The sequence below is a fragment of the Kitasatospora sp. NPDC127067 genome, assembly GCF_042724755.1.
GTDB classification, from domain to species: domain Bacteria; phylum Actinomycetota; class Actinomycetes; order Streptomycetales; family Streptomycetaceae; genus Kitasatospora; species Kitasatospora lactacystinica.
In genome coordinates this window covers 61,388-83,059 of the sequence record NZ_JBHXEM010000023.1, presented here as the reverse complement: position 1 = coordinate 83,059, position 21,672 = coordinate 61,388, and the positions used below count along the sequence as shown (strand labels likewise).

The 21,672-nt window shown below is 73.8% G+C and carries 18 protein-coding genes; 13 read left to right on the top strand and 5 right to left on the bottom strand.

What is annotated here, in order from left to right; all coding sequences use genetic code 11:
* The first annotated feature begins 11 nt into the window (after positions 1 to 11).
* The 7 genes from ACFWJ4_RS13130 (at position 12) to ACFWJ4_RS13100 (ending at position 8,587) form a co-directional block, all read left to right on the top strand.
* Positions 12 to 1,772, top strand: a complete 1,761-nt coding sequence (locus ACFWJ4_RS13130) for an ABC-F family ATP-binding cassette domain-containing protein (RefSeq protein WP_380542822.1) — start codon at positions 12 to 14, stop codon at positions 1,770 to 1,772.
* Entirely contained in the window at positions 1,769 to 2,332 is a 564-nt protein-coding gene (locus tag ACFWJ4_RS13125; protein WP_359897339.1) for a CGNR zinc finger domain-containing protein, read from the top strand. Before ACFWJ4_RS13130 ends, ACFWJ4_RS13125 begins: the two co-directional genes overlap by 4 nt.
* 568 nt (positions 2,333 to 2,900) lie before the next feature.
* Positions 2,901 to 6,038, top strand: a complete 3,138-nt coding sequence (locus ACFWJ4_RS13120) for a tetratricopeptide repeat protein (RefSeq protein ID WP_380542819.1) — start codon at positions 2,901 to 2,903, stop codon at positions 6,036 to 6,038.
* A gap of 108 nt (positions 6,039 to 6,146) precedes the next feature.
* A complete protein-coding gene (locus ACFWJ4_RS13115) occupies positions 6,147 to 6,335 on the top strand; it encodes a hypothetical protein (protein WP_380542816.1) in 189 nt (62 codons plus the stop codon).
* A 205-nt stretch (positions 6,336 to 6,540) separates the two neighbouring features.
* The gene (locus ACFWJ4_RS13110; protein ID WP_380542813.1) at positions 6,541 to 6,960 is read left to right on the top strand and encodes a BlaI/MecI/CopY family transcriptional regulator; all 420 of its coding nucleotides are present in this window, start codon (positions 6,541 to 6,543) and stop codon (positions 6,958 to 6,960) included.
* The gene (locus tag ACFWJ4_RS13105; RefSeq protein ID WP_380542810.1) at positions 6,957 to 7,898 is read left to right on the top strand and encodes a M48 family metalloprotease; all 942 of its coding nucleotides are present in this window, start codon (positions 6,957 to 6,959) and stop codon (positions 7,896 to 7,898) included. The genes ACFWJ4_RS13110 and ACFWJ4_RS13105 overlap by 4 nt, the downstream gene beginning before the upstream one ends.
* 113 nt (positions 7,899 to 8,011) lie before the next feature.
* Entirely contained in the window at positions 8,012 to 8,587 is a 576-nt protein-coding gene (locus ACFWJ4_RS13100) for a MarR family winged helix-turn-helix transcriptional regulator (RefSeq protein ID WP_380542807.1), read from the top strand.
* Positions 8,588 to 8,605: 18 nt separating this feature from the next.
* On the opposite strand, the gene ACFWJ4_RS13095 is transcribed toward ACFWJ4_RS13100, so the two are convergent.
* From ACFWJ4_RS13095 to ACFWJ4_RS13080, 4 genes are read right to left on the bottom strand one after another with little or no spacing between them, the layout of a single operon-like run.
* Complete coding sequence (locus tag ACFWJ4_RS13095) at positions 8,606 to 10,102, bottom strand: ABC transporter ATP-binding protein (RefSeq protein WP_380542804.1); 1,497 nt, start codon at positions 10,100 to 10,102, stop codon at positions 8,606 to 8,608.
* Positions 10,099 to 10,947, bottom strand: a complete 849-nt coding sequence (locus ACFWJ4_RS13090) for an ABC transporter permease (protein ID WP_380542801.1) — start codon at positions 10,945 to 10,947, stop codon at positions 10,099 to 10,101. The genes ACFWJ4_RS13095 and ACFWJ4_RS13090 overlap by 4 nt, the downstream gene beginning before the upstream one ends.
* On the bottom strand, positions 10,944 to 11,942 hold the full coding sequence (locus tag ACFWJ4_RS13085; protein ID WP_380542798.1) for an ABC transporter permease: 999 nt from the start codon (positions 11,940 to 11,942) through the stop codon (positions 10,944 to 10,946). The genes ACFWJ4_RS13090 and ACFWJ4_RS13085 overlap by 4 nt, the downstream gene beginning before the upstream one ends.
* Positions 11,939 to 13,498 carry an ABC transporter substrate-binding protein gene (locus ACFWJ4_RS13080; RefSeq protein WP_380542795.1) on the bottom strand — a complete coding sequence of 520 codons (1,560 nt, stop codon included), beginning with the start codon at positions 13,496 to 13,498 and terminating at the stop codon, positions 11,939 to 11,941. The genes ACFWJ4_RS13085 and ACFWJ4_RS13080 overlap by 4 nt, the downstream gene beginning before the upstream one ends.
* A 383-nt stretch (positions 13,499 to 13,881) precedes the next feature.
* Between ACFWJ4_RS13080 and ACFWJ4_RS13075 the strand changes: the two genes are divergently transcribed.
* Genes ACFWJ4_RS13075 through ACFWJ4_RS13055 form a run of 5 tightly spaced genes read left to right on the top strand, consistent with a single transcriptional unit; the run spans position 13,882 to position 19,734 of the window.
* Positions 13,882 to 14,871: a TauD/TfdA family dioxygenase gene (locus ACFWJ4_RS13075; protein ID WP_380542792.1), complete on the top strand. Its 990-nt coding sequence runs from the start codon at positions 13,882 to 13,884 to the stop codon at positions 14,869 to 14,871.
* Positions 14,872 to 14,913: 42 nt separating this feature from the next.
* Positions 14,914 to 15,903, top strand: coding sequence for an ornithine cyclodeaminase family protein (locus ACFWJ4_RS13070; protein WP_380542789.1), 990 nt, complete (start codon positions 14,914 to 14,916; stop codon positions 15,901 to 15,903).
* Positions 15,894 to 17,225: a Y4yA family PLP-dependent enzyme gene (locus tag ACFWJ4_RS13065; RefSeq protein ID WP_380542786.1), complete on the top strand. Its 1,332-nt coding sequence runs from the start codon at positions 15,894 to 15,896 to the stop codon at positions 17,223 to 17,225. The genes ACFWJ4_RS13070 and ACFWJ4_RS13065 overlap by 10 nt, the downstream gene beginning before the upstream one ends.
* A 46-nt stretch (positions 17,226 to 17,271) precedes the next feature.
* The gene (locus tag ACFWJ4_RS13060) at positions 17,272 to 18,303 is read left to right on the top strand and encodes a cysteine synthase family protein (RefSeq protein ID WP_380542783.1); all 1,032 of its coding nucleotides are present in this window, start codon (positions 17,272 to 17,274) and stop codon (positions 18,301 to 18,303) included.
* A 24-nt stretch (positions 18,304 to 18,327) separates the two neighbouring features.
* Entirely contained in the window at positions 18,328 to 19,734 is a 1,407-nt protein-coding gene (locus ACFWJ4_RS13055; protein WP_380542780.1) for an MATE family efflux transporter, read from the top strand.
* A gap of 127 nt (positions 19,735 to 19,861) precedes the next feature.
* On the opposite strand, the gene rpe is transcribed toward ACFWJ4_RS13055, so the two are convergent.
* Entirely contained in the window at positions 19,862 to 20,545 is a 684-nt protein-coding gene (gene rpe / locus ACFWJ4_RS13050) for a ribulose-phosphate 3-epimerase (RefSeq protein WP_380542777.1), read from the bottom strand.
* 265 nt (positions 20,546 to 20,810) lie between these two features.
* On the opposite strand from rpe, the gene ACFWJ4_RS13045 reads away from it, so the two are divergent.
* Positions 20,811 to 21,662, top strand: a complete 852-nt coding sequence (locus tag ACFWJ4_RS13045; RefSeq protein ID WP_359897366.1) for a hypothetical protein — start codon at positions 20,811 to 20,813, stop codon at positions 21,660 to 21,662.
* Positions 21,663 to 21,672 lie beyond the last annotated feature (10 nt).

Below are 21,672 nucleotides of genomic sequence, written 5' to 3'. Positions count from 1 at the left end.
GAAGGTTCCCCGTGCTCCAGCACGCCCTGATCGCCCACGACCTCGTCCGCGACCTCGGCGGCCGACGCGTCCTCGACGGCGTCGGCCTGACCGCCGCCCCCGGCCACCGGATCGGCCTGATCGGGGAGAACGGCGCCGGCAAGTCCACCCTGCTGCGGGTGCTCGCCGGCGTGGACGAACCCGACGCGGGAAGCGTCTCGCGCCCCGCGGACCTCGGCTTCCTGCACCAGGAGATGCCCTTCGAGCCCGGCGCCACCGTCGCCGCCGTCCTGGACGACGCGCTGCGCGAGGCCCGTGAGGACCTCGCGGAGCTGGACCGGCTCGGCGCGGAGATCACCCGCGTCCCGGAGTCCGACCCCGGCCACCCGGACCTCCTGGACGCCTACGGCAGGCGCCTGGAACAGGCCCGGTACCGGGAGTCGTGGGACGCCGACCGCCGGGCCGAACTGGTCCTCGACGGGCTGGGCCTGGACGCGCTCGGGCACGACCGCACGCTCGGCTCGCTGTCCGGCGGGCAGCGCGGCCGGCTGGCGCTCGCCGCACTGCTCGTGCGACGGCCGGCCGCGCTGCTGCTGGACGAGCCGACCAACCACCTCGACGACGGCGCCGCCGCCTTCCTGGAGGAGCGGGTCCGCGAACTGCCCGGCACCGTCGTCGTCGCCACCCACGACCGGGCGTTCCTCGACGCCGTCTGCACCGATCTGGTCGACCTCGACCCGGCAGTGGACGGACCGGTCCGCTACGGCGGCGGCTACCGCGCCTACCTGGGCGAGCAGCGCGCCGAGCGGGATCGCTGGGAGCGGCGCCACGCCGAGGAACAGCAGGAACTGGCGCGACTGCGCCAGTCCGCCGGTGCGACCGCCCACCTGGTCGCACCGGACCGGGGGCCGCGCGACCACGAGAAGATGGGCTACGGCCACCGGGCGGGCCGGGTGCAGAGCCAGGTCTCCCGCCGGGTGCGCAACGCCACCCGGAGGCTGGAGGAGCTGGAGCGCGCACAGGTCCCCGCGCCGCCGCGCCCGCTGCGGTTCGCCGTCCGGGCGCTGGCAGCGGAGGTCGAGGCGCCGGTGGCGGAGGTGGCGGCGGCGGCGGCGGCGGACGTCAACGCCCCGGCCGCGGCCGCCGGTGCGCCGATCGCCGGCACCGGGGAGGACCCGCGGCCGCTGGTGTCGCTCCGGGACGTCCGGGTGCCCGGCCGGCTCGTACTGGACGCGCTGGAGGTGGCCGCGACCGACCGGCTGCTGGTCACGGGCGGCAACGGGACGGGCAAGTCGACGCTGCTCGCCGTCCTCGCCGGGCACCTCGCCGCCGAGGGCACCGTCCGCCGGCACCCCGGGCTGACGGTCGGGCTGCTCACCCAGGACACCGTGTTCGACCGGCCCGACCGCACCGTCCGCGCCACCTACCGGCTGGCGCTGGGAGCGGCGCGCGCCGAGGAGGTGCCGCTCGGCTCGCTGGGGCTACTGCCCGCGGCGGACCTGGACGAGCCCGTCGGCCGGCTGTCCGTCGGGCAGCGCCGACGGCTCGCACTGGCGCTCCTGGTCGCCGACCCGCCCGGACTGCTGCTGCTCGACGAGCCCACCAACCACCTCTCCCCGCGGCTGTGCGACGAACTGGAGGAGGCCCTCGGCACCGGTCCCGGCGCGATCGTCCTCGCGAGCCACGACCGCTGGCTGCGCCGGCGCTGGCGGGGCCGCGAGCTGCGGCTGGACCCGGCCGGCGCCACGCGTTATTGCACCTCGACGCAGTCACCTGTCAGCATGGTGATGTGAACCTTGACCATGTCTTCGTCTGCGGGCACCCGGCCCTGGACTTCGCGGCCACGCTCCGTGCACGACGCACGGTCCGGTTCGAGATGTTCGTGACGCCGGAGCGCCTGAACGCCTGGTACCTGGACTGCGGGCTGGTGGACACGATCACGCCCGGTGACGAGCACGACGTCCGCGAGGCGACGACCGTCCGCGAGGCGATCTACCGGCTCGTCACCAACCGGCGGCTCGACGAGGCCTTCGACCGCGAGGCGCTCGCCGTGCTCAACGCCGCCGCGCGCAAGCCGCCCGTGACACCGCAGCTCACCATGACCGGGCGGCACAACGAGGCGACCCCCGAGCAGGCGCTGGCGACCGTCGCGCGCCAGGCGGTCGAACTCCTCAGCGGCCCGGACGTCCCCCTGATGAAGGAGTGCGGCAACCCGGAGTGCACCCGGGTCTACATCGACCGTTCCCGGGGCATGCGCCGCCAGTGGTGCGGCATGGAGTCCTGCGGCAACAAGATCAAGGCCGCCGCCTACCGCGCACGGAAGAAGACGCCGTCCACCGCGGGCGCCCGGTAGTCCCTCCACGACCGCGCGCCTCGGCGGCCGGACCCCGGCACGGGTACCGTGCATCGCCATCCGTGCCGAGGGGGTGAACGGTTGCGACCCGCCGTCCAGCCTCCACGCTCCGGTCCCGGTACGTGGAACAGGCCGCGTCGGACCTGGAGAAGAAGGGCCGCGTCCGGCGCCACAAGCAGCAGCGTTCCGCCATGTACACCCTGGTGCGGCCGGGCCCGGCCGCCCGTGGACACGTGTGCGCCCGGGAAGCCATGCGCCGACTTCGCATCACCTGTCAAGCCGGTGACGCACTCCGATGGCCTTCGCACCGCCGCCGAACCGCCTGCGGAAGAACGGCCCCGACGCGACGCCGGGCCCGAGCGACGGCGACCCCGGGGCGGATACCACACAGCAGGCGGAAAGCCGGAGAACATGCCGAAGCCGAACCGCCCCGAGGCCGGTACGTGCTATGGCCGACCGGCCGCGCACATGCCATGCTCTCCGAGGCGACGGATGGGGACCGACCGGCGGGGGTACCGTGGAGTTCCATGTGCTCGGAGCAGTCGAACTGTCCGTCCACGGAAGGCCCGTGGCGCTCGGGACCAACAAGCTGCGCTGTCTCGCCGCGGCACTCGCACTCGACGTCGGCCGACCGGTACCGCTGGACACCCTGATCACCCGGCTCTGGGGCGACGAGCCCCCGGCCAAAGCCCGGGAGGCCGTGCACTCCTACGTCTCCCGGCTGCGCTCCGCGCTCCGGAAGGCGCAGCACGCCGACGACGGCGCGCCGCCCGCGGTGATCAACCGCAAGTCGCACGCCTACGCCCTGGACACCGATCCGAACCAGGTCGACTGGCCCCGGTACGTCCGGCTCGGACGACGCGCCCGATCGCTCGCCGACGCGGGCAACGACCGCCAGGCGCTCGAACTCCTCCGGCGCGCCGACGACACCTGGCGGGGCGAGCCCCTCGCCGGCCTGCCCGGCCAGTGGGCCCGGGCCACCAGAAGCACCATGCGCGACCAGTGGCTCGCCACCATGCTGACCCGCTGCGAAGTCGAGCTCAGACTCGGACACTTCGCCGAACTCGTCCCCGAACTGGCCGCGTTGGCGGAACAGCGACCGACCGACGAGCGGGTGGCCGGCCACCTGATCACCGCGCTCTACGGCTGCGACAGGTTCGCCGAGGCGCTGGACGTGTTCCGGCGGACCCGGCGGGAACTGCTGGAGTACCTCGGCGCCGAACCCGGCGAACAGCTCAGGGCACTTCAGCAACGCATCCTTCGCCGCGCCCCGATCGGCGAGATCCTGACCCGCCCCGGACGGCCCGTCGCTCCACCCATCGCCGCCGAGCACGGCCCCGCGCGCAGCAACTACCTCCCCGTGCGGCACCGGATGGTGGGCCGCGACGCGGAACTCCGGCACCTGCTGTCGGCGCCCACGAGCGGCTCGCCGGACAGCGCGGGCGGCTGCATCCGCGCGGTCTCCGGCATGGCCGGCACCGGGAAGACCAGCCTCGTCGTCACCGCCGCGCACCTCCTCCGGGACCGCTTCCCGGACGGCCGGTACTACGTCGACCTCCGCGCCAACGGGGGCGCTCAACAGCCGCTGGACACCGAGGCGGTGGCGACGTTGCTGCTCAGACAGTTCGGGGTCCCGGCCGCCTCGATCCCCACCGACCGGGACGAGCTGGCGTCCCGGTGCCGCGGCCTGCTCGCCGAGCGCCGGGCCGTGGTCGTACTCGACGACGCCCGGGGGCCCGGACAGGTCCGCCCCCTGCTCCCGGGCAATCCCGCCTCCTGCATCCTCGTCACGAGCCGTCACCGGCTCGCCGAACTCCCCTGCAGTCCGCTCTACCTCGACCCCATGTCGCCCGCGGACGCGGCCGGACTCTTCACCGCGCTGGTCGGAAAGGAACGGGCCGGCGACCCCGCGGGGGTCGACGCGCTCGTCGAGCGGTGCGGCCGGCTCCCGCTCGCCCTCGACCTGGCGGCGAGCCGGTTCAAGGCCCACCCCACGTGGTCCCTGGACCACTTCGTCCGGCGGCTGTCCCGCAGCGGCGGCCGGCTGAACGAACTCCGCCACGGGCTCGAAAGCGTGGCCCTGGCGTTCGACGTGTCGTACCGCTCGCTCTCCCGCACCCAGCAGGAGGCGTTCCGCCGCCTCGGCCTGCACCCCGGTCCCGACTTCGGCCCCGACACCGCCGCCGCCCTGGTCGGACGGCCGCTGCGGGAGACCGACCGGATCCTGGAGAGCCTGCACGACCTGCACATGCTCCAGGAGAATTCGCCGGAGCGGTACGTACTCCACGATCTCCTGCGCGAGTTCGCCGTCGATCTCGTCACGGCCGAGGAACGGCAGCAGGCGGTTCGACGGCTCATCGGATTCGCGCTGCGGGCGGCCGATCGGGCCGACCGCCTCCTCAATCCCCGGCGCTTCCGGCTGCCCCTCCCCCGAGCGCCGCACCCCGCCCCCGTGGACGCGCTGGTGGACGGGCTCGACTGGCCCGACGACAAGGCCGTCAGGGCCTGGCTGGGGGTGGAACTCCCCGGCCTGGTCTCCGTGGAGGCCCACGCCCGGGCCACCGGCATGACCGAGGAGGCGGCCTGGCTCGCCCACGCCCTCGCCGACCACCTCGAAACCGAGGGGCTGTGGCGCGAGGCCGACGAGATGCACCGGGCCTCGGCACACCACTGGCACGGCCGCGGCGAGGACCTGGCCGAGAGCCACGCCCTCCTGGCCCTGGCCTCGATCCGGATCCGCACCGCCCGGTACGCCCTCGCCCAGCGGGCCGCGGAGCGCGCCCTCGCCATAGCGCGAGCGGCAGGCAGCGCCGAGTGCACCGCGGCGGCGCTGGAGAGACTCGCCCAGATCCGGTGGAGCCAGAGCGATCTGTCCGCTTCGCTGGCGACGCAGCGCGAGGTCGTCGAGATTCACCGGAAATCGGGGGACGAGTGGAACACGGCCCGCTGCCTGAACAATCTCGGCACCATCCTCCTGCACCTCGGCGACAACCGGGCAGCGCTCGACGCCTTCTCCGAAGCGCTCCCCCTCGCCAAGACCCTCGGCGCCGAACGACTCAGTCTGCAGCTTCTCGGCAATCTCGGCGGAATACACCTCAGCAGTCAAAACCCGACTGCCGCGCGCGACGCATTCGAGCAAATCCTGGCAACCGGGGAAAACATCCTGCCGCCGAACGATCTCGCCGCCATCCGCGTGAACCTCGCGGCGTCCCTGCGGCTCCCCGCCGAAGCCGACCGAGCCGCAGATCTCTACCGGGCCGCGCTCCGAACCTTCCGCCAGACGGGAAACCGACGGGCCGAGGCCGACGCCATGAACGGGCTGGGCGCCGTGCACCTGGAGACAGGGCAGTACGACGCCGCCCTCGACCAGAACTCGCGCGCACTCGAACTCGCCCGATCCATCGGCGCCCAGCGCGAGGAGGCCGGCGCGCTGCGCGGGTCGGGCCGAGCCGAGCACGCACTCGACCGGACGTCGGAGGCACTCGACCATCTCCGCCAGGCCGTCGCTCTCGCCCGGCAGATCGAGGCACCGGAGGAGGAGGCCCACGCCTGTGAGGCATTGGCCGAATTGCAGCTGCGAACCGGTCAGACGGACGCGGCCCGCACGACAATCCGACGCGCCATTGAACTTTCCGAGTCGACGCGCACTCCTGAATCGAAAACAATGCGCAATCTCCGCAGGCAATTGGATCAAACAAGCGAATAGAACTCGCCCGACCGGCCATAGCAGACCTAGGACTCGATTTGATGGGCCGGGCAGCTCTGGTGTATCAATTCCGGTGTTATGTTCAGACGAACACCTGGAAGAATGCTCATGCGTAAAATTTTCTCGTGTGCGGCAGCCATTCTGACCATAGGTCTGGCCGTCCTGTCCGTTCCCGTACTCGCCACTTCGCACCAGCCGGCGGCGACCACCAAGGCCTGGCTTCCGATCTGGGCGTTCCGCGCGGCGGTCGACACCCCCGCCGCCGGGACCGAACCCACGGCCGGCACGGCCGCCTGAAGCACCCCGGTGCAGGATCGGGCCGGCATCTCCCTCCGGCTGGCACCGGCTCGGCGGCGATCCGCACGCCCCGTAAAGTTAGCTGAGGCACACCTAAGTCATACAGGCCGTACCCCTTCTCGCCGCACCGGCGCGGTCGGCCCTCGTCTCCGACCGGTGTCGGCGTCGGGGTGTGCCGGGCGAACGCTTCGGGACAGGGAGAGAGATGGCGAGGGACGGTCAGGAGGCCAGGCGTCCGCACGGGGAACTGGTCGCGGACGTGATGGCGGTGCTGTGGGCGGCCGGTGAGCCGATGACCGCGCAGCAGGTCAAGGCGGCGCTGCACCAGGACCTCGCCCGGACGACCGTGGCGACGATCCTCACCCGCCTGCACGAGAAGGGGACCCTGGAGCGCACGCGGCCAGGGCGTTCCTTCGCCTACGCGCCGGTCGCGGACGCCGCCGGTCTGGCGGCCGGGCGGATGCGCCGGGAGCTGGAGAAGGAGCCGCAGCGGGACCTCGTCCTGAAGCGGTTCGTGTCCTCGCTGTCCACGGACGACGGGGACGTCCTGCGGCGCCTGCTGATCGAGGCGGAGGCCGCGCCGGCTCCGGCCGGGGGCGAGGCCGTGCTGGAGGGCGGGGCGTGACGCTGTTCCTGGTGGTCGTCGCCCTCACCGTCGTCCTTCCGTGGGGAGCGGCGCCCGCGGCCCGTCGTCTGGCCGGGCTGCTCCCGCCGCGCGAGGCCTCCCTGACCCTCGCGGGAGCGGCCGTGCTGCTCGCGGGCGGCACGGTCGCCGCGCTGACGGGGCTCTTCCACGTGCCGTTCCTGGCGGGGCTGGAGCACCTGAGGTTCGCCCGGGTGGCGGCGGACTGGCCGGCGGTGGTGCCGGTGTCCGGTGCCGCCGGGGTCCTGCTCGCCGTGCAGGCGGTGCGGCTGGTGCTGGCCGCTCGCCGGCAGCGTGCGCTGCTGTCCCGCGCGTGGGCGCTGACCGGCGGGGGGACGGCCGAGGGTGACGTGCTCGTCGTCCCGGGTGAGGAGGCGGAGGCCTTCGCCCTGCCGCGTTTCCGTGGCCGCGCCGCCCGCGTCGTCGTGTCGGAGGGCATGCTCAGGGCGCTCGGTCCGTCGGAGCGCACGGTGCTGTTCGCCCATGAACGGGCTCATCTCCGCGGTCGGCACCATGTGCTTTCGGCCGTCGTCGACCTGGCCTCGGCCGTGCATCCGGCGCTCGCGCGCCTGGGGCCCGCGCTGGAGTTCCACCTGGAGCGGTGGGCGGACGAGGCCGCCGCGACGGCGGTGGGGGACCGGAGGGTCGCCGCGACCGCCATCGCCCGCGCCGCGCTGGCCGGCTCGGGCGGGACGGGGGTGCGCGGCAGCCGGCTCCTGTCCGTGAGCACGGGACCGGTCCCCCGGCGGGTTCAGGCCCTGCTGGAGCCGGAGCCCGCCGGGCCCAGGGGGCGCGGGCCGCGTGCGGCCGTGTCCGGTCTCGTCGCCGCGGTGGTGGTGTCGGCCCTGCTGGCGCTCGGCCTCGCCTACGGCCTGCACGAGTACGTGGAGCATGCGGCGAGGAGGATCGTCGGCCCCTGACCGATCTGACGACATCGATGTAGACCAACGATCGGAAGCGTGGGTATGGTGAGCCTCGGCTTGCTGCTTTCGACGCCGAGGGCGTCGCGCTTTTCCGATGATGGGGACACGGTTTGTACGACGGACGGCAGGGATCGTCGAGTCCGTTCGAGCAGTCCGTCTACCTCCTGTCGGAGGCCGGGCGGGCCGTCGACCGTCTGCTGGCGGAGCGGCTGGAACACCGGGGGCTGACCCCGGTCCACCACGCGCTGCTGTCGGCGCTGGCGCAGCTGGGACCGCACGGTCGGCACGATCTCACCTCCCGGGTCACGGCGCCCGCGGCCGAGGTGGACCAGGCCCTCGACGATCTCCTGTCGGCACGCCTGCTGCAGTCGATGGTCGTCCACGTCGGCGGTCGGCAGGAGGTGCTGACCATCACGCCCACGGGCGAGTCCGCCCTGGACGTGCTCCACACCGATGCGTCGGCGACGCAGGACGACCTGCTGGCGTCCTTGACGAAGGGGCAGCGCGTCGAGCTCAACTCCCTTCTCCGGCGCGTGTGCGCGGCCGCAGCCCGCGGAGCCGGGCAGCGGCCGCGGCTCCGCGGGACGAGCGACTGGACCCTGACCCGCGGCTCCCGGCGGACCTGGGCCAGGGTTCGGGAGGGCGTCGGCCCGGCCGAGGGGCCGGACGTCGGAACGCCGGGCTGATCCCCCTGCGCGAAGAGCTCAGTTCGGCACCGGGCTCGGGGCCGCGCGGTGCTTGGTGAGCGGCACCCCGTCGGCGCCGTCGAGGGTGAGGAGGAGGTCCGCGTGGGCCGAGAGCAGGGGCAGGTCGTGGCTGACGAGGACGACGGCGAGGCCCTGGTCGGTCCGTAGGCCGCGCAGGAGTTCCATGATGTCCTCGGCGGTGTCGGCGTCGAGGGCGGAGGTGACCTCGTCGCAGAGCAGGACATCGGGTTCGGCGGCCAGGGCGCGGGCGATGGAGACGCGCTGGCGCTGTCCGCCGGAGAGTTCGTGGGGGTGGCGGTCGGCGTGGCCGGGGGTGAGGCCGACCGCGGTGAGCAGTTCGGCGACGCGGGCGTCGCACCGGTCGGCGGGCCGTACGGAGTGGAGCTTCAGCGGGCGGGTGAGGGTGGCGCCGACGGTGTGAGCGGGGTTGAGGGCGCCGAGCGGGTTCTGCGGGACGAGTTGGACGCGGCGGCGCTGGTCGCGGGTGCGCCGCCGGTACGAGGAGGCCAGGAGTTCGCCGCCGAGGGTGATCCGGCCGGCCTCGGGGCGGTGGAGTCCCGCGAGGGCGCGCAGCAGCGTGGTCTTGCCGCACCCCGACGGGCCGGTGATCCCGGTCAGCGTGCCGGGCCGCAGGACGAGGTCGAGGCCGGCGAAGACCCGGTGGCGGCTGCGGCCGCTGCCGACCCGGGCGTCGAGTGCCTTCACCTCGACGACGGGCACCGCGTCGGCGCGGACGCGAGCCGGTGCGGGCACCGCGTCGGCGCGGACGCGAGCCGGTGCGGGCACCGGGGGCGTTGCGGGCGTGCCCGGGGCCGTGACCGGACGGTCGGGCCACAGGGCGAGGACGTCGTCGGCGCAGCGGGCGACGAAGTCGGCGTCGTGGCTGGTGAGGGCGATGGCGATGCCCTCGCTGTCGGCGATGTCGTGCAGCAGGTCGGCGATGTCGTCGCGCAGGGCGGCGTCCAGGCCGGCGGTGGGTTCGTCGAGGAGGAGGATCGCGGGGCGGCGGGCGAGGGCACGGGCGAGGGCGACGCGCCGCTGCTGTCCGCCGGAGAGGTGCTCGGTCCGGCGGCGTTCGAGGCCTTCGTCGACCGGCAGGCGGACGGCGCGCAGCAGGTCCGTGACGGAGGTGCCGCGGCGGTCGGCGGCGGTCTCGGTGATGAGGCGGTCGACGCGCATGCGGGGGTTGAGTCCGGAGCCCGGGTCCTGGCCGACGAAGGCGAGCTTGTGGCGGCGCAGCCGGCGCAGTTCCTCGGGCGGGAGGGCGAGGATGTCGTGGCCGAGGACGGTGAGGCTGCCGGCGGTGACGCGCGCGCCCGGCGGGAGGGCGCCGACGAGGGCGCGCAGCAGGGTGGTCTTGCCGGCGCCGGAGGGCCCGGTGACGGCGGTGACGCGGCCCGGGGCGAGGGTGAGCGTGGCGTCGGTGAGCAGCGGGGTGTCCCCGAGGGTGACGGACAGGGCGGTGGCACGGGCAGCGGGGTCGGTGGTGCTCACAGCGGGGTCTCCGGGGTGGGCCGGGCGGGGGCGAGGGCTTCGGCGGCGAGGTTGACGCTGATGGCGAGCAGGCCGATGGCGAGACAGGGTGCTCCGACGGCCCACGGGTTGAGGGTGATGCCGGCGGCGTTCTCGCGGATCATCAACGCCCAGTCGGCTTCCGGGGGTTGGGGGCCGAGTTGGAGGAAGGCGGCGACGGAGACGATGTAGACGCCCTCGACGAAGCGCAGGCCGAACAGGGCGAGGACGGTGGAGCGCAGGTTGGGGAGGACCTCGTGGACGGTGAGGTGCCAGAGGTTCTCGCCGCCCGCGGCCGCGGCCTCGACGAAGCCGGCGGTGGCGAGGGGGGCGGCCGCGGCGGCGACGATCCGGACCGCGTAGGGGATGCCGAGGAGGGTGGCTGCGGCGGCGACGGCGAGGCGTCCGCCGCCGGGCCAGGCCAGGGCGATCAGCATGATGGCGAGGACGGACGGCAGCAGGATCGTCAGGTCCGCGGCGCGTTCGATCCACCGGCCGAGGGCCGGGCGCAGCACGGCGAGGATGCCGATGGCGGTGGCCGCCGCGGTGACGACGAGGGCGATGGCCAGGGCGGTGGCGATCAGGGGCGCGCCCCCGGTCAGCAGGCGGCTGAGGACGTCGCGGCCGAGCTGGTCGCCGCCGAGCGGCGCGTCGCCGCCCGCTTCGGCGTAGGGGAAGGTGACCGGGGTGTCGATCGGGTGCGGGGCGAGGAGCGGCCCGGCGAGTGCGAGGGCGACGAGGGCGAGGGCGGGAACCGCGCGCATGAGCACCCGTCGCTTCCCTCGGGTGGCGGGCGCGGGGGCCGCTGTCGGGGCGTCGGCGGTCATCGTCGCTCTTCTCCGAGGGTGGTGGTGCGGACGAGGTCGGCGAGCAGCAGGAGCAGGCTGATGGCGGCGCCGGCCGCGGCCACGACTCCGGCGACGAGCGGGGTGTCGCGGTCGGTGATGGCGCCGGCCAGGACGGCACCGACGCCGGGGTAGTTGAAGAGGGTTTCGACGACGACGGTGCCGCCGAGGAGCATGCCGGCGGAGGTGGCGATGCCGACGGCGACGGCGGGCAGGGCGCCGGGGAGCATGTGGTGGCTGAGGATGCGTCGGCGGGGCAGGCCGTCGAGGACGGCGGCCTGGACGTGCGGCTGGGCGGCCTGGTCGGCGAGTGCGCCGCGCACGATGCGGGTGTTCCAGCCGATCTGGGGGACCGCCAGGGAGAGCAGGGGCAGGACGATCATGGTCCACGACTCGGGTCTGCCGTCCGCGCCGGTGAGGGTGACGGCGGGCAGCCAGCCGGTCCACTGGGAGAGCAGCAGGAGCAGGGCGACCGAGACGACGAACTCCGGGAGGGCGAACGCGGCGGTGGACAGGGTGTCGACGGCGCGGTCGACGCGCCCGCCGGGGCGCAGCGCGGCCCAGCCGCCGAGGGCGAGGGCTCCGGCTGTGCTGAGGGCGAGGGCGAGGGTGCCGAGCAGGAGGGTGTTGGGGAAGGGGCCGGCCAGGACGTCGGTGACGTGCTGTCCGCGCGCGGTGGTGCCGAGGTCGCCGGTGGGCAGGCCGGTCATCCAGTCCAGGAAGCGCTCGGCGACCGGGCGGTCGAGGCCCATGGCGGTGCGGCGGGCGGCGAGGTCGGCGGCGGTGACGCCCCGGTCGGAGCTCGCGCCGGCGGCGTCGCCCGGGAGGAGTTCGACGGCCGCGAAGACGGCGGCGAGCAGGACGACGAGCAGGACCAGGCGCCGTACGGCCTGCCGGGCGACCCGGCCCGCACCGGGGAGGATGCGGGCCGGGAGGCTTCGGGGCGCTTTCGCGTCCACCGGGTGAGGGGTGGTCAACGCGCCAGCCAGGTCTTCTCGAGCTGGACGCGGCCGTAGCCGGGGAGCTTGGGCAGGTCGCGCACGGCCGCGCCGGCGAGGTCGATGCCGTCGGCCATGCCCCACAGCAGGTAGCCGGACTTGGCGAACTCGATCTCCTGGAGCTGGTGGAGCAGCTTGCCGCGCTCGGCGGTGTCGGCGGCGCCCATGGCCTTGCGGTAGGTCTCGTCGAAGCTGGGCTCGTTCCAGCCGGACTCGTTCTGGCCCGCGTCCGAGAGCATCGTCTTGGAGGCGAAGAAGACGACGGAGTCGTTGGTGCCCCAGTAGCTGGTGTAGAGCGTGCCCTTGAGCCAGGTGTCGTCCCAGAACACCTTGGAGTCCTGCTTCACCACGTTGATCTTCACCCCGGCCTCGCGGACCTGGGTGGCGAAGAGGGTCGCGGACTCGGCGAGTCCGGCGATGTCCTCGGTGGTGGTCAGGTCGTAGGTCCTGGAGGTGTCGAAGCCCGCGTCGGCGAGCAGTTGCCTGGCCTTCGCGAGGTCGCGGGTGCGCTGCGGGATGTCCTTGGCGAAGGCGGGGTCGCCGGTGCCGAGGACGTCGTTGGCGACGCTGCCGTAGCCGGAGAGGACCTGCTTGACCATGGCGTCGCGGTCGACGGCGAGCTTGAGGGCCTCGCGCACCCGTGCGTCGGCGAACGGGCCGTCCGCGGTGCGCATGACGACGGGCATCGCCATGTCGTTGGGCCGGCGGACGATCTGGACGTCCTTGCGGGCCTCGGCGGTGCGGGCGGCGACGGCACCGACGTTGGAGGCGACGTCGATCTGTCCGGCGAGCAGGGCGTTGGCCATGGCCTGGGGGCTCTCGAACAGGCGGACCTCGACGGCGTCCAGCAGGACCTTGCCGCCGTACCAGTTGTCGTTGCGCACCAGGCGGGCGTTGCCGTCGCGGTACCAGTCGAGCTTGAAGGGGCCGGTGCCCGGGGCGCCGGCGACCGCGTCGTCCTTGGTGTCCTTCTTGAGGACGAAGGTGGTCAGGCGGGTCAGCAGCGGCAGGTCGGCGTTGGCGTAGTCGGAGACCAGGACGACGGTCCTGGCGTCCTCGGCGGTGATGCCCTCGGGCTGGATGCCGGGCAGGCGGCTCTTGCCCGCCGGGGTGTTGCGCAGCCGCTTCAGCGACCAGACGACGTCGTCGGCGGTGACCGGGGTGCCGTCGTGGAAGGTGGCGCCGTCGGCCAGGGTGAAGCGCCAGGTCTTCAGGTCGTCCGACGGCTTCCAGGAGGCGGCCAGGCGGGGAGCGGTGTTGGCCGTGGCCCCGGGTATCGCGAGCGTGTCGTAGATCAGGCTGATGATGAGGTAGTCGCTCTCGTTGGCCTGGGTGCCGTGCGGGTCCCGGGTGACCGCCGAGGCCTTGCCGAGCGCACCGACCTTCAGCGTCCCGCCGGGGCGGGGCTGCTGGCCGGTCCCGCCGGAGGCCGCGGCTTCCCCGGCGCCACCCTTGCCGCCACCGCAGGCGGCGAGCACGCCGATCGCCCCGGCTCCGGCTCCGGCCCACAGCAGCTGTCGTCTGGTGACGCCCACGTTCGATCCTCGTCTCGGTTCCGTGCTCGATTTGCTTAGGGTTACCTACCCTAAATTCAAGACAAGTCGCAAGCCGTCCGGTGGGGCGCACGCGACTTCCGGCCATGCGCCCCAGCGTCCCAATCCGGCCCGCGAGCAGGGAAGTTGCCCCTGCGCCGCACGTGCGCCGCCGCCCGGAACCGAGACTACGCAAATGTAGACATCCAGCCGGGTAAGGCTTGCCTTACCTAAAAGTCGTTGTTACGTTTCCTGTCGTCCGGCCGTTCGAGCCGCCCCGGACCGATGCCCCACGCGCAGCTCCCGTCGCCGTCCCACACCGGCGAGGTGACGCCACGTGCCCGCACCCCGCACCTCTTCTCCCCCTGTCCCCGGAAGGTCCCGCCGTGCCCACCTGCCCTGCCCCGGTACGCCGTCTCGACGCCGACGCCGTCGCGGAACTCACCTCCACCGCGGCCGAACTGCTGGCCCTCCACGGCTCCGCGACCAGCCCCGCCCTGCTGGCCGACCTGCCCGAGAAGTGCGCCCGGCTCGGCGAACCGCTGCGCCACCGACTGCGTCCGGTCGACACCGCCGACGGCCTGTTCGTGCTGCGCGGACTGGAGATCGACGACACCCGCCTCGGGCCCACCCCCGACCACTGGTCGACCGTCGGCGACTCCGGCGCGCTCTGGGACGTGGTGCTGCTGCTCGTCTCCACGGCGATGGGCACCCCGATCGCCTGGGACGGCCAGCAGGACGGCCGGTTCGTGCACAACATCGTCCCGACGCCGGGCCACGAGAGCGAGCAGACCGGAGCCTCCAGCTCCGTCCTGCTCACCCCGCACACCGAGGACGCCTTCCACCCCGGCCGCGCGCACCTGCTGCTGCTGTGCTGCATGCGCAACCACGACGCCATCGCCACCACCGCGGCCAGCGTGCGCCTGACCGACCTGCCCGACGCCGACGTCGAGCAGCTGAAGCGGCCCGTCGCACCGATCCTGCCCGACGACGCCTACGAGCAGGCCCGGAAGTTCGGCGGCCGGCCCGCGCCGGTCCCCACCCTCTTCGAGGCCCCCGAGGGCCTGACCATGCGCTACGACCCCGCCTACACCCCGCTGGACGAGGCGGACGAGGCATGGCGCGCGGCCTACCGGCGCCTCGGTGACGAACTGGCCCGCGTCTCGGTCGCGGTGAGCCTGGAACCGGGTGACGTCCTGGTCGTCGACAACGACGTCGTCGTCCACGGCCGGGTGCCGTTCCGGGCCCGCTACGACGGCACCGACCGCTGGCTCAAGCGCGCCTCGGTACGCGTGGAAGGCCGCCCCACCCGCCCGCTCGCCGAGCACGACGAACACGGCTACGGCCAGGCCGCCCTCACCGCCCGGGCCGCCTGAACCACCACTGCCGCCGCCTCACCACCTCGAAAGGGCACCCCCATGGACCGGGACGACACCACCCTGCGCGTACTGTCCACCAGCGACCTCGCCGGCCTGGACATCACCCTCGCCGACGTCGTCGACACCGTCGAACAGGCCTACCGCACCCTGGCCGCCGGCCAGTCCGACAACCCGCGCAAACTCACCGTCAAGCCCGCCGACGGCCACTCCGTCTCCTACGCCATGCTCGGCCGCGACGGCGTGCGCAACGTCGTCGCCGTCAAGACCTCCTACAAGCACGGCCTCGACCGGAGCCGCGAGAACCAGCACTACTACACGACGCTGACCATCTACGACGACGTCACCGGCCTGCCCGTCGCCATGATGGACTGCTCCCGCATCGGATCCCTGCGCACCCCGGCCGTCTCCGCCCTGCTGGCCCGCGAGTGCGCCGCCCCCGACGCCTCGACCGCGCTGGTGATCGGCACCGGCACCCAGGGCCGCCTGGCGCTGCCGTTCCTGCTCACCGCCCTGCCCGGGCTGGAGCGTCTCCTCCTGTCCGGAACCCACCCCGACGGCATCGCCGCCGTCCGCGCCGAACTCGCCCGGCACTTCCCCGACCGCGAGCTCGAACTGGTCACCGACCTCAGGGCCGCCGCCCGCGACGCCGACGTCGTCGTCGCGACCGCCGGCGGCCACACCCCCGCCGCCGTCGAGGCCGACTGGCTGAAGCCCGGCGCGGTCTCGATCCTGGTCGGCCACGGCCTCGCCCCCTCCACCCTCCACCGGGCGGACCGGGTGATCGCCACCAGCGAGGCCCAGATGCGCGTCACCGGCACCGACATGGCCGACGCCGACGGCAAGCTCCCGGCCGTCGACCTGGAGCTGCCCGTCGTCATCTCCGGCGCCGCCGCCGCCCGCACCGCCCCCGGGCAGCGGATCTTCGCCTACAACAGCGGACTCGTCGTCACCGACATCGCGCTGGGCCACCGCTTCGCCCAACTCGCCGCCGCCCAGGGCCTCGGAACCGAGGTGGCCCTGTGGCGCTGAGCCTGCCCGCCCACCCCGACCCGCTCACCGACCGGATCCACGACAGCGGACTGCTCCACGAACTCGCCCACGGCCTGGACGGCCCCTTCCACTACCTGCTGCCCGAACGCTTCGACGACAACCTCGCCGCGTTCCGCGCCGCCCTGGCCGACGCCGAGGTCGAGGGCCGCGTCCACTACGCGAAGAAGGCCAACAAGGCCTCCGTGTTCGTGGAACGCTGCGCCGCGGCCGGCGCCGGAATCGACGTCGCCTCCCTCGGCGAACTGCGCGACGCCCTCGGCCACGGCGTGCGCGGCGAGGACCTCGTCGTCACCGGCCCCGCCAAGAACGAGCAACTGCTGCGCGTCGCCACCCGGCAGGGCGCACTGATCGCCGTCGACGCCCCCGACGAACTGGAACGCCTGCTCGGCCTCGACACCGACCGTCCCGTCCGCGTCCTGCTGCGCCGGCACCCGCCGGCCCAGCCGCGCAGCCGGTTCGGCCTGGACGACGCGCAACTGCACCAGGCCCTGCGGCGCTGCGCCGAGGCCGGGGACACCGTACGGATGGAGGGCTTCAGCTTCCACCTCTCCGGCTACGCGGTCCAGCCACGCGCCGACCTCGCCGGAGAGCTCGTCGAACTCTGCCTCAAGGCCCGGGCGTCGGGCCTGCCGGCGGACCGGATCAGCATCGGCGGCGGCTTCCCCGTCGACTACGTCGCCGCCGATGCCTGGGACACCTTCCTCGCCGAACAGGGCCCCGGGCACTACCACGGCGAGAAGGCCTTCGCCACGGGCGACTTCTACCCGTACCACTCCCCCGTCGCCGGCGCGGACGCACTGCGCGCGATCCTCGCCGCCCGCCCCGGCGGTACCGGACCGAGCCTCGCCGAGCGGCTGCGGCAGGCCGGCGTGACGCTCCTGCTGGAGCCCGGCCGCGCCCTGCTGGACCGCGCCGGGTCGTCGGTGTTCCCCGTCCAGGGCGTCAAGGACCGCGCCGGGTACGGCATCGTCACCGTCGACGGCACCAGCCTCAGCCTGTCCGAGCAGTGGTTCAACAGCGAGTACCTGCCCGACCCGGTCCTGCTCGGCGACCGCACTCGGCCCCCGGAGCAGCCGTACCGGGCCTGCGTGGGCGGGGCCAGCTGCCTGGACTCCGACCTGCTGACCTGGCGCAAGATCGCCTTCCCCGCCCGGCCCCGGGTGGGCGACCTGCTCGTCTACCCCAACACCGCGGGCTACCAGATGGACTCCAACGAGTCCCCCTTCCACGAACTGCCACTGCCGCCGAAGGTCGTCGTCGACCACCACGGCGACCGCCCGCGCTGGCGCCTCGACCGCTGACCCCCGCACGAACCTCCCCGCCCCGCCGTCCCCACGGAGCTCCACCATGACCGACGCCCTGAACCGCCCCCCGGTGGTCAGCCGGATGTCCGACCTCATCGGCCGCACCCCGCTGTTCGAACTCGCCCGTGCCGACAACGGCGCCCGGCTGCTGCTGAAACTGGAGATGTTCAACCCCACCGGCAGCGCCAAGATCCGCATGGCCCGCCAGATGGTCCTCGACGCCGAGGAACGCGGCGACCTGCGCGAAGGCGGCCACATCATCGAGTCCACCTCCGGCAACACCGGCCTGGGCCTGGCCGTCGTCGCCGCCGAACGCGGCTACCGCTTCACCGCCGTCGTCGACAACCACGCCGCCGCCGACAAGCTGCGCGGCATGAAGGCGATGGGCACCGAACTCGTCTTCGTCGACGCCGACACCGACGGCGAGGAACTCCACACCGCGGCCCGCGAGGAACTCGCCGAGGAGATGGCCCGCGGCAAGGACAACACCTTCTTCACCGAGCAGCACAACAACCCCAGCAACGCGGTCGGTTACCACGCCGTCGGCCGCGAGATCGCCCAGGCCCTCGACAACCGGGTCGACGTGCTGATCGGCGCGGTCGGCACCGGCGGCGGCCTGTGCGGCACCGCCCGCGAGCTCAAGCGCTCCGTGCCCGGCGTCGCCGTCGTGGGCGTCGAGCCGAAGGGCTCGATCGCCTTCGGGCCGCCCGCCCACGACTACTACCAGTCCGGCACCGGCACCCCCGAGGGCGCCACCATCGGCCTGCTGGTGGACTACGACCTCATCGACGAGGGCGTGAAGGTCGGCGACATCGAGGCCTTCGCGACCGCCCGCGTCGTCGCCCGCCGCACCGGCCTGCTCATCGGCGGCTCCGCCGGAGGCGTCGTCCACGAGGCCCTGAACCGCCTGCCGGCCCTGGCCCCGGATGCCGTTATGGTCGCCTTCATCAACGACGGTGGCGAGAAGTACATGGACACCGTCTTCAACGACGACTGGATGAACGCCCGCGCACTGCTCGACGAGGCCGTGGAGGCCGACATCGACGAAACGCTCACCAAACTCCGCAGGCCCTGACTTCCGAGAAACGTGACACCCACGATGCAGCAGCTAGCCACCCTCGCCCGCGACAGCCGCGCACTCGCCGCCCTCGCCGTCCCGCTCGCCCTCACCCAGCTCGCCCAGGTCGCCCTCACCACCACCGACACCATCATGATGGGCGTGCTCGGCACCGAGGCCCTGGCGGCCGGCGGCCTCGCCCTGGTCGTCTTCAACCAGCTGCGCACCATGGGCGTCGGCCTCGTCACCTCCGTCGGCAACCAGGTCGCGGCCGCCGCCGCGCGCGCCGAACGGGACGAGGACGCGGCCGACGACGGCGACGAGGTCCGCGGCCTCGTCCGGGCGGCGATGGCCGTCGCCACCCTGGCCGGCCTCGCGGGCGCCGTCCTGATGGTGCTCATCGGCCAGGCCGCCACCTGGCTCGGCCAGGACGCGGAAGTCGCCCACCGCGCCCAGGGCATGCTCGCCGCCCTCGCCCCCGGCCTGGTCCCCTGCCTCTGGTTCCAGGCGATCCGCCAGTTCACCGTCGGCATGCGCCGCCCCCAGGCCCTGCTGCAGATCACCATCGCCTCCGTCGCCATCAACGCCGGACTCAACTGGCTCTTCATCCACGGCACTTGGGGCCTGCCCAAACTCGGCCTCACCGGCATCGGCGTCGCCACCAGCAGCGTCTACCTGCTCTCCTTCCTCGCCCTCTACGCCTCGGCCCGCCGCGACCCGCAGCTCGCACCCCTGCTGAGCCCGGACTTCTGGCGCGCCGACGCCCCCACCGTGCGCCGCCTGCTCGGCCTCGGCACCCCGATCGCCGCCACCTACGGCTCCGAGGCCGGCTTCTTCTCCGTCACCGCCCTGCTCGCCGGCAGCTTCGGCGCCGCCGCGCTCGCCGCCCACACCGCCGTCAACCAGCTGATCTACATCGTCTTCCAGGTCGCCGTGGGCCTCTCCCACGCGGCCTCCATCAACGTCAGCCGCGAACTCGCCCTCGGCGAGTACGCCGCGGCCCGCCGGATCAAGAACACCGCACTCGCCTGCGGCGCCGCCGTCACCACCCTCGTCGGCATCGCCTACCTCACCGTGCCCGACCTCGTCCTGCGGCCCTACTTCGACCCCGGCGCGGCCGCCGACCAGCAGGGCCTGCGGATCGCCACCGGACTCCTGGCCGTCGTCGCCGTGCTGCAGTTCTTCGACTGCGCCCAGAACATCGGCGTCGGCCTGCTGCGCGGCCTCGACGACACCAGGAGCGGCTTCCGCATCACCCTGATCGGCTACTGGCTCGTGGGCCTGCCCGCCTCCTGGCTCCTCGCCTACCCCCTCGGCGGCGAGACCCGCGGCCTCTGGCTCGGCCTGCTCGTCGGCCTCGCCACCACCGCCGTCCTCCTACTGCGCCGCTACGGCCGCGCCCTCTCGGCCAAGGCGGTCACCTCACCCGAAGCGGCCGTCGCCGGCTGAGCCGGCCCGCTTCCCACGCCGGGGGCCGGGCCCAAGAGGCTCGGCCCCCGGCAAGCACGGCCCCCGCACGGCCGGCGGCACCGCGCGCGGGCGGCCCGGCGAGGGCCCGGCGAAGGCCCGGCGGGCCTCAGTGCCCGCAGGCCCACCAGGCGTCCGCCGACGCCTTGTCGGCGAGGTCCCGCAGCTTGCGGACCGCCTCGGCCGGGTCCTCGGCCCCGTACACCGCCGAGCCGGCCACGAACACGTCCGCGCCCGCCTCCGCGCAGCGCTCGATCGTGTTCGCCGCGACGCCGCCGTCCACCTGCAGCCACAGCTCCAGGTCGTGCTTGGCGATCAGCTCCCGGGTGCGGCGGATCTTCGGCAGCATGATGTCCAGGAAGGCCTGGCCGCCGAAGCCGGGCTCGACGGTCATGATCAGCACCATGTCGAGCTCGGGCAGCAGGTCCTCGTACGGCTCGATCGGGGTGCCCGGCTTGAGCGCCATCGACGCGCGGGCGCCCTTGGCGCGGATCTCACGGGCGAGCCGGACGGGCGCGGCGGCGGCCTCGACGTGGAAGGTGACCGAGCCGGCGCCGGCCTCGACGTACTGCGGGGCCCAGCGGTCCGGGTCCTCGATCATCAGGTGGAGGTCGAGCGGGGTGTCGGTGGCGCGGGCGAGCGACTCGACCACCGGGACGCCGAGGGTCAGGTTGGGCACGAAGTGGTTGTCCATGACGTCCACGTGCAGCCAGTCGGAACCCCGGACGGCCTCGGCCTCGTCGGCGAGCCGGGCGAAGTCCGCGGACAGGATGCTGGGGTTGATCTGGGCCATGACCGACTACCTTCGTACGAGGACCTGCGGGGGCTGGGCGCCCCCCGGGAGCGGGCACCTCATCCCATCATCCCGCGCCGTACCGCCGCCGGGCGCACAGCGCCGCCTCGGCGTGACCGTCATCACACCCCCGGCAGGATTACCGGGGCCCTCGCCGTGGTCATCAGCCCTTGAACGGGCCACGGCCCGCCGCGGCTCCTGCCGGGCCGTCCCGACCGCCGAGCTCCCCGGCCCGCCCGGAGCTCCGTCCGAGGAAGGTCTCCCGATGACCGATCTCGTCCACCCCGCCCGCGCGCTGTGGTGGCTCTTCGAGCCGGTGCACGCCGTCACCTACTTCCTGCCCGAGGGCCGCGCCGCCTTCGAGGAGGCCGGTCTGCACGGCCGCCTGCACGGCTACTTCGCCACCCGATCGGCCCCGCTCGGCGCGGTGGACGCCCCGCCGGTGACGGCCGCCTTCTTCAACTTCTCCCCCTCGATGGTCGAGCGCGCCCTGCCGGAGGTGTGGAACCACGCGAGCCCGGAGGAGGCGCTGACCGCCCGCCTGAAGGCCTCCGCGACGATCCTGGAGGGGCTGCTGGAGCACGTGGACAAGGAGCAGGTCGAGCTGGTCGCCGAGACCCTGGAGCAGGCCGCCACCCGGCTGGACTGCGCCGGGCGGGTGCTGGCCGCCGCCAACGCCGCGCTGCCCCGCCCGAGCGGCCTGTACGAGCGGCTCTGGCAGGCCGCCACCGTGATGCGCGAGCACCGCGGCGACGGCCACGTGGCCGCCCTGGTGGCGGCCGGGCTGGACGGCTGCGAGGCCCTGGTGGTCCGCTGCGCGATGGACATGCGGCGCGAGATGCTCCAGCCGCTGCGCGGGTGGACGGACGCCGAGTGGGAGGCGGCGGCCGACCGCCTGGTCGAGCGCGGCTGGCTGACCGCCGAGGGGACGGTCACCGAGCTCGGCCGGATCCGTCACCAGACCCTGGAGGCCGCCACCGACCTGGCCGCGGCCCGGGTCTGGGACGACTACCCGCGGACCGAACTCGACCGGCTCGCCGCGGCGTTGAAGCCGATCTCGGCGCTCTGTCGCGGCCGGCTGCCGATCAACCCGATGGGACTGCCGGACAACCAGTGACCGCTCCGCG

Bases quoted from the DNA above. Each gene is read 5' to 3' on its own strand.
- ACFWJ4_RS13115 (WP_380542816.1), top strand. From the start codon at position 6,147: ATGCGTAAAATTTTCTCGTGTGCGGCAGCCATTCTGACCATAGGTCTG.
- ACFWJ4_RS13110 (WP_380542813.1), top strand. From the start codon at position 6,541: ATGGCGAGGGACGGTCAGGAGGCCAGGCGTCCGCACGGGGAACTGGTC.
- ACFWJ4_RS13090 (WP_380542801.1), bottom strand. From the start codon at position 10,947: ATGACCGCCGACGCCCCGACAGCGGCCCCCGCGCCCGCCACCCGAGGG.
- ACFWJ4_RS13070 (WP_380542789.1), top strand. From the start codon at position 14,914: ATGGACCGGGACGACACCACCCTGCGCGTACTGTCCACCAGCGACCTC.
- ACFWJ4_RS13060 (WP_380542783.1), top strand. From the start codon at position 17,272: ATGACCGACGCCCTGAACCGCCCCCCGGTGGTCAGCCGGATGTCCGAC.
- ACFWJ4_RS13055 (WP_380542780.1), top strand. From the start codon at position 18,328: ATGCAGCAGCTAGCCACCCTCGCCCGCGACAGCCGCGCACTCGCCGCC.
- rpe (WP_380542777.1), bottom strand. From the start codon at position 20,545: ATGGCCCAGATCAACCCCAGCATCCTGTCCGCGGACTTCGCCCGGCTC.
- ACFWJ4_RS13045 (WP_359897366.1), top strand. From the start codon at position 20,811: ATGACCGATCTCGTCCACCCCGCCCGCGCGCTGTGGTGGCTCTTCGAG.